The sequence below is a fragment of the Streptosporangium sp. NPDC023825 genome (assembly GCF_040639575.1).
Lineage (GTDB): Bacteria > Actinomycetota > Actinomycetes > Streptosporangiales > Streptosporangiaceae > Streptosporangium.
This window is the reverse complement of the sequence record NZ_JBFAAE010000005.1, coordinates 100,995-112,751: the sequence shown is the minus strand read 5'-3', so window position 1 is coordinate 112,751 and position 11,757 is coordinate 100,995. Positions and strand designations below refer to the sequence as shown.

Sequence of the window (11,757 nt, the reverse complement as noted above, 5' to 3'; positions counted from 1 at the left end):
ATGACTCGTGCGTTAGATTAGCCTTACCTAATCATTACCGACGAAGAGGGGTACCCGGTGAGCAGGGCCGCTGTGGCCACGGCCGCGTCCGGCACGGCCGCGGAACCGGACGTGACGCGTCCGGAGCGAGCGGGGGGGACGAGACGGCGCTCGGCGGTGCTGGCGACAGGGCTGCTGGCCGGGCTGGTGGCGCTGGTGCTGCTGGCGATGGTCAGCGTCGCGGTGGGCTCCCGCTCGGTCCCGCTGTCCACGGCGCTGGACGCGCTGCTCGCCCCCGACGGGTCCGCGGACCACACGGTCATCAGGGACCTGCGCGTACCGAGGACCTTGATCGGCATCGGTGTGGGCGCGGCGCTCGGACTGGCCGGCGCGCTGATGCAGAGCCTCACCCGCAACCCGCTCGCCGACCCCGGGCTGCTGGGCGTCAACCAGGGCGCCATGTTCGGTGTGACGGTCGCGATCGGGCTGCTCGGGGTGGGCGACCCCGCCCTCTACGTCTGGTTCGCGTTCGCCGGTGCGGCCGCCGCCGCCGCGCTGGCCTACGCGCTCGGCTCCGCCGGCCGGTCGGGCGGCGGGCCGGTACGGCTCACGCTCGCCGGCGTCGCGCTGGGCATGGTCTTCAACGCCGCCGCCTCGGCGATCCTGCGGACCGACAGCACGACCTTCGATCGGATGCGGTTCTGGCTCACCGGCTCGCTCGCCGGGATCAGCGCCGACGTCGCGGTACGGCTCGCCCCGTTCCTCGCGACCGGGCTGGTGCTCGGGCTGCTGCTCGCCAAGCCTCTCAACGCCCTCGCGCTCGGCGACGAGGCGGGGCGCGCGCTCGGCGTGAGCGTGGCCCGCACGCGCGGGCTGACCGCGATCGCCGTCACCCTGTTGTGCGGGGCCGCCACCGCCGCCGCCGGGCCCCTGTGGTTCGTGGGGCTGGCCGTGCCGCACGCGGTGCGTGCCCTCACGGGGCCCGACCAGCGCTGGGTCCTGCCTTACACCGTCGTGCTCGCCCCCGTGGTGCTGCTCGGCTCGGACATCCTCGGCCGGGTGGTCGCCGCCCCAGCCGAGGTGCAGGTGGGCATCATGTGCGCCGTCGTCGGCGCCCCGGTGTTCATCCTGCTCGCCCGCCGCCGGAGGCTCGCCGCCCTATGAGAACCATCCCGTCACCGGCGACCGCCTCGAAGGCCCTTCCCACCGCGCTGCGGCTGGGTTCCTGGTCGCTGCGGCTCTCTCCGCGCGGCCTCGCCGCCGGGACCGCCGTCACCGCCCTGGGAGTGCTCGTCAGCCTGGTCGCGCTGTCCGTCGGCGAGTTCACCGTTCCCATCCCCGACATCGTGGCCGCGCTGTTCGGCCAGGGGCCTCCTGCCGCCGAACTCATCGTGGGCCGCCTGCGAGCGCCGCGTGTCGTGACCGGCCTGCTGGTCGGCGCCGCGTTCGGGCTGAGCGGGGCCGTCTTCCAGAGCCTGACCCGCAACCCGCTCGGCAGCCCCGACTTCATCGGCTTCACCGCCGGAGCCTCCACCGGGGGCATCGCCGCCGTCGTGCTGGGCGGCACCGCCTGGCAGATCGCCGGAGCCTCGCTCGCCGGATGCGTCGTCTCCGCGCTGGTGGTGTACGCCCTGGCCTTCCGGCGCGGGGTGCAGGGCTACCGGCTGATCCTGGTCGGCATCGGGATCAGCGCGCTGCTGGTCTCCGCCGACTGGTACATGCTGACCCGCGCCAACATCAACGACGCCGCCACCGCCGGGGCGTGGATCACCGGCAGCCTCAGCGGGCGCGGCTGGGAGCACGCGGTCCCGGTCGCGTACGCGCTGGTCCTGCTCCTGCCCCTCTGCGCCTGGCTGTCGCGCCCGCTGCGGATGATGGAGATGGGCGACGACGCGGCCAAGGCCGCGGGCATCCGCGTCGAGCCGGTGCGCGCGATGGCCATCGTCGTCGGCGTGCTGCTGTGCGGAGTCGCCACCGCCGCCGCCGGACCCGTGATCTTCGTGGCGATGGCCGCGCCCCAGCTGGCCCGCCGGATCGCCCGCTCCCCCGGAGTCACCCTGGTCACCTCGGCGCTGACGGGCGCCACCCTGCTGGTGGGCGCCGACCTGGCCGCCCAGCGTGTCTTCGCGCCGGTGCAGTTGCCGGTGGGAATCATGACCGCCGCGATCGGTGGCATATACCTGGTGTTTCTACTGCGAAGGGAACGACGTTGAGACTCTACGGCACCGGACTCACGCTCTCCTACGACAAGCGCGTGGTGGCGAGCGACCTGAACGTCACGATCCCCGACGGATCGTTCACCGTGATCATCGGCCCCAACGCGTGCGGCAAGTCCACCATGCTGCGCGCCCTGGCCCGCATGCTCAAACCCCGCACGGGGGCCGTCCACCTGGACGACGCCGTGATCACTTCGCTGCCGTCCAAGGAGGTGGCGCGCAGGCTGGGCCTGCTGCCGCAGAGCTCGATCGTGCCCGACGGCATCACGGTCGCCGACCTGGTGGGCCGGGGCCGCTACCCGCACCAGCGGCTGATGCGGCAGTGGTCCCGCGAGGACGAGGTCGCGGTGGCGGCGGCCATGAGGTCGACCGACGTGACCGGTCTGGCGGACCGCTGCGTGGACGAGCTCTCCGGCGGCCAGCGCCAGCGTGTCTGGCTGGCCATGGCGCTGGCCCAGGAGACCCCGATCCTGCTGCTCGACGAGCCGACGACCTTCCTGGACATCGCCCACCAGATCGAGGTGCTCGACCTCTGCGCCGACCTGCACGAGCAGGGCAGGACCCTGGTCGCCGTGCTGCACGACCTGAACCAGGCCTGCCGCTACGCCACCCACCTGATCGTGATGCGCGACGGCCGGATCGTCGCCGAGGGCGATCCCGCCTCGATCATCACGGCCACGCTGGTGGAGGAGGTCTTCGAGCTGCGCTGCGAGATCATCGAGGACCCGCAGAGCGGCACCCCGCTGATCGTCCCCGAGACCCGCCGCCGCACCCCCGTCCACACGTAGGCGCGGCCGCGGCTCAGCCCTCCAGCGCGACCCGGCGGGCCAGTCCCAGGGGGAGCCCGCCGGAGCCGGCCAGCGTGTCGTGGAAGGCCCGCAGGTCGCCCCGGCCCGCGGCCAGGTAGTCGTCGCGGATGCGGTCGATCTCCAGAGCGCCGGTCAGGTAGGAGGGCGCCTGGGTGGGCCACGCGCAGTAGCGGTCGACCTCGCCCCTGGCCGTGCCGGGGGTGAGCGACGATTTCGTGGTCATGTACTCCTCGGCCTGCTCGATCGTCATGTCGCCGCAGTGCAGCGAGGTGTCGACGACGATGCGGGCCGCCCGGAAGAGCCGGAAGTCGAGGTGGGCGAGCTCCTGGGCCGGGGTGGTGAAGTAGCCCTGCTCGTGCATGAGCTTCTCGACGTACAGGCCCCAGCCCTCGGTGAGGTACGGGGTGCGGAACAGCTTGCGGGCGGGCCGGGGGTTGTCCGCCATCCACGACAGGTGCCAGTGGTGGCCGGGGTAGGCCTCGTGGACGGCGATGGAGGGCATCTGCGCCCTGGCGTTGGTACGCAGCCGCTGACGGACCTGCTCCCCGGTGAACGAGGACGGGGTGAACGGGACGAAGAAGTGCCCGATCCTGGAGGTCGACAGGGGCGGGGGCGACATGTAGGAGGCGACGGCGACGATGGGCCGCTGGAACTCCGGCGACGGGACGACCCTGCACTCCTCCCCCTCCGCGAAGGTCACCAGGCCGCGCTCGCGGACGAACCTCCTGGCCCGTTCCGTCTCGGCCTCGTACTCGGCGCGCATGTCCTCCAGCGTCGGCGCGTGGTCGTCCTGGAGCTCGGTGACGGCCGCGTGCCAGTCGCCTGAGCCGCCGTCCAGCCTGGCGGCGACCTCGCGCATCCGCGCGTCCAGCTCGTCGTAGGCGGCCTGCCCTCGCTTGAGCAGCTCGTCGGCGCCGTAGCCGAGCATCTCCCTCTCGCGCAGCAGGGTGGAGTAGAGCTCCTCCCCCATCCGCCAGGTGCCGGTCGCCCGGAACCCCTCGAGGAATCCCACCAGCTCGTCGAAGGCCGCCGCCGCGGGCTCGGCCGCCGCGGCCAGCCTGGCGCGCAGGGCCTCGTCGGCGACCTGGCCGGGGACCGTCTCGGTGAGGAAGCGCCGGGCGGTCCGTGACTGGCCCAGCCCTCGCGCGACCAGCAGCGGGGCCGCCAGGGCGGGATCGAGGTTGGCCCGGCAGGCGGCGATGACGTCCGGCACCTCGGCCAGCCGCGCGACGGCCGCGTCCACCAGCTCGTCCTCGGTGGACAGCCGCTGCAGGAACGGCCCGAACATCGAGGAGAAGATCGGCCCCACGTAGGCGGCCGGGTCACGCCGCCAGACGGGCCACGCCTCGTACGCGAGCCCGCCGCGCAGCGTGGACATGACCAGCTCCCGGTCGATCTCGTCCTCGAAGCCCTCGGACTCCTCGGAACCCCCGGCGGGACCGGCTCTCCCGGCGCCCCCGGGACCCTCGGCGCTCCCGGGCCTCCCGGGCGCCCGGACCCCCTGGAGCCGCTCCAGCCAGCGGCGCGCCTCCCGCTCCCTGGCGAGGATGCCGGACTCGGTGAAGTCACCGAGGGTTCTGTCGTACCCCTGTGCGCCCGCGAGGTTGGCGTAGGCGGGATTCTCCGCCAGATACCAGTCGAGGAAGCCGCTTACGAGCTCGGGAGACGTCATGACGCCGGATCCTACTCGGCGGGCGAATCCCCATCGCCGATGTTTCCGCCCGCCGATCTCCCGGTGCCCGGGCCCGCCAGGACACCCCCGGGTCCCGCCGCACACCCCCCGCGGCGACCCGCTCGGTACCCCCGGACATACCCGAGTCCGCGGACGAGCGGGCTCGGCTCCGCGGTTCCCATAAACTTCATGCTGTGGGTGACCCGAAGTTCGAGATCCAGATGCTCCACGACCGTGTCATGGTCAAGATCGAGCAGGAGTCCGAGGAACGGCGCAGCACGGCCGGCATCGTCATCCCTGCGACGGTGAAGATGGCCAACCGCCTCGTCTGGGGTGAGGTCTGCGGCGCGGGCCAGAACGCCCGCGCGGTCAAGGTCGGCGACAAGGTCCTGTTCAACCCCGAGGAGCAGTACGAGGTCGAGGTCCACGGCCAGCTCTACCTGGTCATGCGCGAGCGCGACCTGCACGCCATCGCCACCCCGCAGACCGACAACGGCACCGGCCTGTATCTGTGAGGTCCGTCAGGTCCGCGGACCGCGCGGGTCATTTCCGGGTGTAGCCGAGATAGAGCTTGCCGGACCAGTCGGCGGCCGAGAAGGCGGCCAGGACCCGGGTGGTCTTGCCCTTGAGGGTGGACAGGACCACCTGGTAGTGGCCGGAGGCCGGGATGACCGCGATGAAGTGCTTCTCGTCCCACCAGCCCCACAGGGCCTTCGGCTTGATGCCGGGCACCTTGGCCGCGAGCTTGCCCGAGGTGCGGTCCCAGACGCAGACGTGCTCGGTGTGGCTGGACGGGCACCAGGTCATCAGGCCCCGCCCCGAGGGGGTGAAGGCGTCCTCCCCACCGGCGGGCCTGCCGGTCTTGGCCAGGGTGCGGCGGATCGCGCCGTCCTGCCCGTAGAAGCGGGTGCCTCCCGAGTGCTCGGCCACGACGTCGACGCCGTCGGAGCTCCACCGGAACCTCGCGGCCTTGTCGACGTTGGCCACGGTCACCGTCCTGGCGGTCTTCGCGACCGCGTCGACGACCACGAACCCGGAGGTCACCCACGCGGATCCGCTCTTCCTCTCGACGGTCAGCACCGCCTTGCCGCCGTTGCGGTTCCAGTGGGCGTAGTGCGCGACGAGCGGCTTCCTCACCGTACGGATCCTGGTGCCCTTGGAGGTCGCCAGGTCGAGCAGGACGACCGAGTCGTAGCCGCTCTGGTAGGAGGTGGGCACCGCGAGGGCCTTCTTCCCCTTCGGCGCGACCGTGATCTCCTGGTAGGCGTTCTGCCGGGTGAACCCGGCCCCCCTGCGCAGGTAGGTCATCTTGCCGAAGGAGTAAGAGGTCACCCTGAGCGCGTCCTTGGAGTCCTCCCGGACGGTGACCCGGGTACCGGGCAGCACGATGTCGACGGGCGCGGCGGCGGATTCGACGATTGCCGGCCCGGCGGCGTGTGCGGCGGCCGGAACCGGCACGATCACCAGGGCCAGGACGGCGAGGCAACCGAACAACCGATGGATCCCAGGAGTCACGGGCACGGCGGAATCCTAAGCCGGAAAGCCCTCAAGATCCTGATCTAGAACGAATCGGTTAGAACAGGTGTGAGAGAGACCGGCCGTGGTGAAGGGACGGGCGGTGCGGCGGGCAGACCGAAAACGAACGGCGATTTCACGGCGGCGGGCTCCGTCCCGTACCCCGCCGTTCTCGCGGAGGGTCCGCGGCTCGCAAGGCAAAGTCACCGGCACCGGACGGGGTGGATTGAGCCTCGGTGAGCCGTGTGGCCACGTTACGGCCTCTATCACCGATTAATGTCCTCCCATGAGGGATCGGTCATGGGCACCCCGTTCCCGGGTGTCCACCGCGGCCGGTTACGCGGCGATGGCGATCGGCATCCTGGACATCGTCAGGGCCGTGCTGCCCGCGTTCAGGAGGAGCCGGGTAGGCGAGATCGCCGGGTTCCTGCCCGGGACGTTCACCTCGCTCGCCCAGGCGGTCTCGCTCGTCCTGGGCGTCCTGACCGTCATGCTCGCCCACGGTCTGCGGCGCAGGAAGAAACGGGCCTGGCGGGCGGTGGTGGTGCTCCTGCCGCTGAGCGTCCTGGTGGAGCTCCTGCACTCGCACCGCCCCTTCACCGCCATCCTCAGCACGCTGGTCCTCGTCCTGCTCGTGATCAACCGGCGCGAGTTCGACGCCCTCTCCGATCCCCGGACCCGCTGGCGGGCGCTGTGGAACCTCCTCGTCCTGGGCGTCCTGGACATCGTCATCGGCTGGGCCGTGGTCAACGCCCACCCCCTGATGATCGTCGGCGACCCCGGTGCCGGAGAACGGCTCCAGCACGTGCTGCTCGGCCTCGTCGGGATGGAGGGCCCGGTCAGCTACTCCTTGGAGCGAACCGCCGACCTGGTCTACTACTCCCTCCTCGGTCTCGGCACGCTCACCGCGGTGACGACCCTCTACCTCGTCCTGCGTCCGGAACGGCCCGTCGCCGAACTGGACCCCGAGCAGGAGGAGGCGGTCCGCGAGCTGCTCGCCCGGCACGGCGCCCGTGACTCGCTCGGCTACTTCGCGCTGCGCCGCGACAAGAGCGTCGTGTTCTCCCCGACGGGCAAAGCGGTGATCGCCTACCGCGTGGTCTCGGGGGTCATGCTCGCCAGCGGCGACCCCATAGGGGACGTCGAGGCGTGGCCGGGCGCGATCAGGCGGTTCATGGAGGAGGCGGAGCGGCACGCCTGGGTGCCCGCCGTGATCGGCTGCAGCGAGACGGGCGGCGAGGTGTGGACCAGGGAGGGCCGCCTGTCCGCCCTGGAGATCGGCGACGAGGCCGTCATCGACGTCGCCGCCTTCACCCTCGAGGGCAGGACCATGCGCAACGTCCGGCAGATGGTGAACCGGGTGGAGCGCGCGGGCTACACCTGTCTCGTACGGCGGGTCGGAGACCTCACCGAGGCGGAGAAGGACCGGATCCGGCACGCAGCCGACTCCTGGCGCGGCACGGACACCGAGCGGGGCTTCTCCATGGCGCTCGGCCGTTTCGGCGACCCCGCCGACGCCGGATGCGTCGTCGTCACGGCGCACGGTCACGCCGGGGTCGCCTCGGACGGCCGGAGCGGCGAAGGCGAGGACGCCGTGGGCGGCGGGCCCGGGCCGGGCGAGGACATCCGCGCCGTCCTGCACTTCGTCCCCTGGGGAACGGACGGCATGTCCCTCGACCTGATGCGCCGCGACCACGCGGCCGACCCGGGCCTCAACGACCTGCTGATCGTCAAGGCCCTGCAGGCGGCCCCGGCCCTCGGCGTGAGCACGGTCTCGCTCAATTTCGCCATGTTCCGCGCCGCGCTCGCCAGGGGCGAGCGGCTGGGCGCCGGCCCGATCCTCCGCCTCTGGTACGGCGTCCTGGTCTTCCTGTCCAGGTGGTTCCAGATCGAGTCGCTGTACAGGTTCAACGCGAAGTTCCAGCCGCTGTGGAAACCCCGCTTCCTGGTCTATCCCGCGGCGCGGGACCTTCCGCGAATCGGCATGTCGGCGCTCCAGGCGGAGGCCTTCATCTCCCTCCGTCTTCCCGGGACCGTCTCGCGCCGCGTCAGGAGCCTCCTCCCGGCGTACTCCCGCACCTCACGCATTCCATGATCATGGGGCCGCGGTACCGCCGGTGTTCGTAGAACCGGTGGCCGAGCGCCGTCACGACGAGCACCCCGCCGAGCAGCAGAAGCATGAACGGCCCGTACTTCTCGTGTCCTATCAGGCCCATGACGAGATGGGCCATACCAGCGGCGACGATGATCGCGCCGACGTTGAGCAGTTCCCTGTTGAGCGTCCACCCCGAGGCGGATCGTTCCCGTTCCGTCTCACTCATGCGTCCAGGCTCGCCACCGTCGGTTACGGTCCACCTCGGATCCCGTCACCACGATGTAAAACACCGGGCGTCCTCCCGCGCCGGCGAACGTGTGAACCCCGTGATCCGGCGGGAACACACCCGCCGAGGTAAGCCGCCGGCGAGGGCGCCCGTCAGCCACCGAGCCTGCGGAACGTACGCGTCGACAGGGGCAGGAAGACGGCGATCAGCAGCAGCGGCCAGACCACGGCCATGAGCGTGGCGTTCTGCGCGACCCAGGACTCACCACCCCAGCCGGGGTTGTCGAAGAGCCGCCTGGCGGCCGTGGCGGTGGCCGAGAGCGGGTTCCACTCCGCGATCGCGCCGAGCCAGCCGGGCATGGTGCCGGGATCGACGAACACGCTCGACAGGAAGCCGACGGGCCAGACCAGGATCTGCACGGACGTCACCGCCTCCGGCCCTCCCGCGACGAGGCCGATGAAGATGCCCACCCAGATCAGGGCGAAGCGCAGCAGCAGGAGCAGGCCCACGGCGGTCAGCGCCGCGGACGATCCTCCCCCGGCGCGCCATCCGAGCAGCAGCCCGGTCCCGATCATCACGGCCAGCCCGACGACCGAGTTGAGCATGTCGGCGATCCCCCGGCCCATGACGACCGCGGAGGCGCTCATCGGCATCGACCGGAACCGGTCGGTCACCCCCTTGGCCGCGTCGGTGGTGACCGCCATCATCGTGCTCTCCAGGCCGAAGAGCATCGTCATGGCGAACATGCCGGGGATCAGGAAGTCGAAGTAGTCCCCGCCGGGGACGCCGATGGCGCCGCCGAACAGCCCCCCGAACATCAGCACCATCATGATCGGGAAGAACCATCCGAGGATGACCGGGCCCGGCCGGCGGACCCAGTGGTTCAGGTCCCGCAGGGTGATGGTCCAGGAGTCGGCCAGCGCCCAGCCGAACCGGGACATCGGGGATCCGGCGGGCGGGGTCGAGGTCGTCGTGCTCACGGGAATGCCTCCGTACCGGGGGTCGAGGTCGTCGTGCTCACCGGGATGCCTCCGTACCGGGGGTCGAGGTCGTCGTGCTCACCGGGATGCCTCCGTACCGGGGGTCGAGGTCGTCGTGCTCACGGGAATGCCTCCGTACCGGGGATCGAGGTCGTCGTGCTCACGCGGGAGAGGGCGACGCTCAAGCGGACGCCTCCGCGCGGGCGGCCGGGACGTCGGCCGGGAGCCGCCGGGCCCCCTCCCCGCCGCCCGTCAGGTGCAGGAACACCTCGTCGAGCGTGGGGCGGCGCAGCGTGACGTCGAGCGGTTCGATCCCGGCGTCACCGAGGGCGGTGACCATCGCGACGAGCGCCCGGGTGCGCTCGGCGACCGGGACGCTGACCCGGCGCGCCCCGGCGTCCACGTGGACCTCTCCGGACGCGACCCGCGCCGCGAGCGCCTCCGTCGCGGCCACGTCCGCCTGGCCGGCGAGGACGAGGTCGAGCCAGTCGCCGCCGATGGCGGACTTCAGCTCCTCGGGGGTGCCCTCGGTGACGACCCGGCCCGCCCCCAGCATGGCGATCCGGTCGGCCAGCCGATCCGCCTCCTCCAGGTACTGGGTGGTGAGCAGCACGGTCGTGCCGGAGCCGACCAGGTCACGGACGGCCGCCCACACCTCCTGGCGGGCGGCCGGGTCGAGGCCGGTCGTGGGCTCGTCCACGAAGAGCACCGGGGGCGCCACGATGAGGCTCGCCGCCAGGTCGAGCCGCCTGCGCATGCCGCCGGAGTACTTGCCGACCGGCCTGCCCCCGGTGTCGGCCAGCGAGAAGCGCTCCAGCAGCTCGTCGGCCCGCCTGCGCGCCCCGGCGGCGGAGAAGTGGTTCAGCCTGCCGAACATCACCAGGTTCTGCCGCCCGCTGAGGATCTCGTCGACCGCGGCGTACTGGCCGACCAGCCCGATCCGCTCGCGTACCTGCCGCGCCTGTGTCCGGACGTCGAATCCGGCGACGCTCGCCCGGCCCGAGTCGGGGCGCAGGAGAGTGGACAGGATCCGGATCGCCGTCGTCTTGCCCGCGCCGTTGGGCCCGAGCAGGCCGCAGACCGTTCCGGCCGCCACCCGCAGGTCGAACCCGTTGAGACCCGTCCCCTCGACGGCACCGGCGTAGTTCTTGCGCAGGCCGTGCGCGGCGATCGCCACCGCGTCCTGCCCCGCCGCCTTCTCATCCATCCGTTTCACCCTTCGCACCCGTCTTCCCGCCCGGCGCCATGACGGACGATTCGCCCGACATCGACGCGCCAGCAAAGCGTAGACCGTACCGTACATCGTACGGCTCAGCTACGGTGGTCCCAACGCCGAGAATCTGGAGACTGTTCCCGTGAGTGCGAAGAAATCTTCCGACGCCGATCCGGCACGCAGCCTGGCGCTCCTGTGGGGATCACACAGCAAGCCGGGACGCTCGGGGCTGACGGTGCGCTCGATCGTCCTGGCGGCCATCGAACTGGCCAACGACGAGGGGCTCGACGCGGTCTCCATGCGGCACGTCGCCGAGCGGCTGGGGGTCGGGACCATGTCCCTCTACACCCACGTCCCCGGCAAGGGCGAGCTGGTGGACCTCATGATCGACACCGCGTACGGGGAGCTCTACGACGACGTGGACGCCCCCTCCCGGCAGCCGGGCGGGTGGCGGGGCGGGCTGGAGTTCGTCGCCGCCCGCAACTGGGACCTCTACCGGCGCAACCCGTGGTTGCTGCAGATCATCGACGTCCGCTCCACGCTGGGGCCGAACGCGTCACTCAAGTACGAGGCCGAGCTGCGCCCGCTGGAGGGCACCGGCCTGTCGGACGTCGAGATGGACTCCGTGCTGGCCCTGGTGCTCAGTCACGTGGAGAGCACCGCCAGGGCCAAGGCCAACCAGGCCCGCGTCCAGGAGGAGAGCGGGATCACCGACGTCGAGTGGTGGCTGTCCAACGCCCCGATCCTCGAAAAGATCATGGACTCCTCCCGGTTCCCCCTCGCCTCCCGCGTGGGCCGGGCGGCCGGAGAGGCCCACCAGTCCGTCGCCGACCCCGTCCACGCCCTCACCTTCGGCCTGGAACGCATCCTGGACGGGATCGCCGGCCTGATCGCGAGCCGGAATCGCTCGTGACACCGAAGAACCGCCGGAGGGTGCGACGCGGCGCGGGGGCGGCGCGCCCGGCGACGGACGAGGCGGGCACGGACACCGCTCCCCCGGAGAACGAACACCGCTCTCCCCGGAAGACGCCGCTCCCCTGGAAGACGCCACT

The 11,757-nt window shown here is 71.7% G+C and carries 11 protein-coding genes; 6 read left to right on the top strand and 5 right to left on the bottom strand.

Translation table 11 applies throughout. The features are described from left to right. The first annotated feature begins 57 nt into the window (after positions 1-57). From AB0G15_RS06795 to AB0G15_RS06785, 3 genes are read left to right on the top strand one after another with little or no spacing between them, the layout of a single operon-like run. Entirely contained in the window at positions 58-1,143 is a 1,086-nt protein-coding gene (locus tag AB0G15_RS06795) for an iron chelate uptake ABC transporter family permease subunit (RefSeq protein WP_362836119.1), read from the top strand. Further along, entirely contained in the window at positions 1,140-2,192 is a 1,053-nt protein-coding gene (locus tag AB0G15_RS06790; protein ID WP_362836117.1) for an iron chelate uptake ABC transporter family permease subunit, read from the top strand. Before AB0G15_RS06795 ends, AB0G15_RS06790 begins: the two co-directional genes overlap by 4 nt. After that, the gene (locus AB0G15_RS06785; protein ID WP_362836115.1) at positions 2,189-2,983 is read left to right on the top strand and encodes an ABC transporter ATP-binding protein; all 795 of its coding nucleotides are present in this window, start codon (positions 2,189-2,191) and stop codon (positions 2,981-2,983) included. The genes AB0G15_RS06790 and AB0G15_RS06785 overlap by 4 nt, the downstream gene beginning before the upstream one ends. Positions 2,984-2,996: 13 nt before the next feature. Here the strand turns inward: AB0G15_RS06785 and AB0G15_RS06780 are convergent, their stop codons facing one another. Continuing rightward, positions 2,997-4,676, bottom strand: a complete 1,680-nt coding sequence (locus AB0G15_RS06780; protein ID WP_362836113.1) for a DUF885 domain-containing protein — start codon at positions 4,674-4,676, stop codon at positions 2,997-2,999. 194 nt (positions 4,677-4,870) lie between these two features. Here AB0G15_RS06780 and AB0G15_RS06775 point away from each other — a divergent pair, with 194 nt between their 5' ends. Next, positions 4,871-5,191: a co-chaperone GroES gene (locus AB0G15_RS06775; RefSeq protein ID WP_329092552.1), complete on the top strand. Its 321-nt coding sequence runs from the start codon at positions 4,871-4,873 to the stop codon at positions 5,189-5,191. Between the two features lie 28 nt (positions 5,192-5,219). Here the strand turns inward: AB0G15_RS06775 and AB0G15_RS06770 are convergent, their stop codons facing one another. Then, the gene (locus tag AB0G15_RS06770; RefSeq protein WP_362836111.1) at positions 5,220-6,197 is read right to left on the bottom strand and encodes a hypothetical protein; all 978 of its coding nucleotides are present in this window, start codon (positions 6,195-6,197) and stop codon (positions 5,220-5,222) included. Positions 6,198-6,477: 280 nt separating this feature from the next. Here AB0G15_RS06770 and AB0G15_RS06765 point away from each other — a divergent pair, with 280 nt between their 5' ends. Then, entirely contained in the window at positions 6,478-8,286 is a 1,809-nt protein-coding gene (locus AB0G15_RS06765) for a phosphatidylglycerol lysyltransferase domain-containing protein (protein WP_362836109.1), read from the top strand. On the opposite strand, the gene AB0G15_RS06760 is transcribed toward AB0G15_RS06765, so the two are convergent. The 3 genes from AB0G15_RS06760 to AB0G15_RS06750 form a co-directional block, all read right to left on the bottom strand. Next, entirely contained in the window at positions 8,240-8,512 is a 273-nt protein-coding gene (locus AB0G15_RS06760; protein WP_362836107.1) for a hypothetical protein, read from the bottom strand. The genes AB0G15_RS06765 and AB0G15_RS06760 overlap by 47 nt on opposite strands. Positions 8,513-8,664: 152 nt before the next feature. Then, on the bottom strand, positions 8,665-9,453 hold the full coding sequence (locus AB0G15_RS06755) for an ABC transporter permease (protein ID WP_362836346.1): 789 nt from the start codon (positions 9,451-9,453) through the stop codon (positions 8,665-8,667). A 220-nt stretch (positions 9,454-9,673) separates the two neighbouring features. Then, the gene (locus AB0G15_RS06750) at positions 9,674-10,699 is read right to left on the bottom strand and encodes an ATP-binding cassette domain-containing protein (protein WP_362836105.1); all 1,026 of its coding nucleotides are present in this window, start codon (positions 10,697-10,699) and stop codon (positions 9,674-9,676) included. Positions 10,700-10,847: 148 nt separating this feature from the next. Between AB0G15_RS06750 and AB0G15_RS06745 the strand changes: the two genes are divergently transcribed. Then, positions 10,848-11,618, top strand: coding sequence for a TetR/AcrR family transcriptional regulator (locus AB0G15_RS06745; RefSeq protein ID WP_362836103.1), 771 nt, complete (start codon positions 10,848-10,850; stop codon positions 11,616-11,618). Positions 11,619-11,757: the final 139 nt, after the last annotated feature.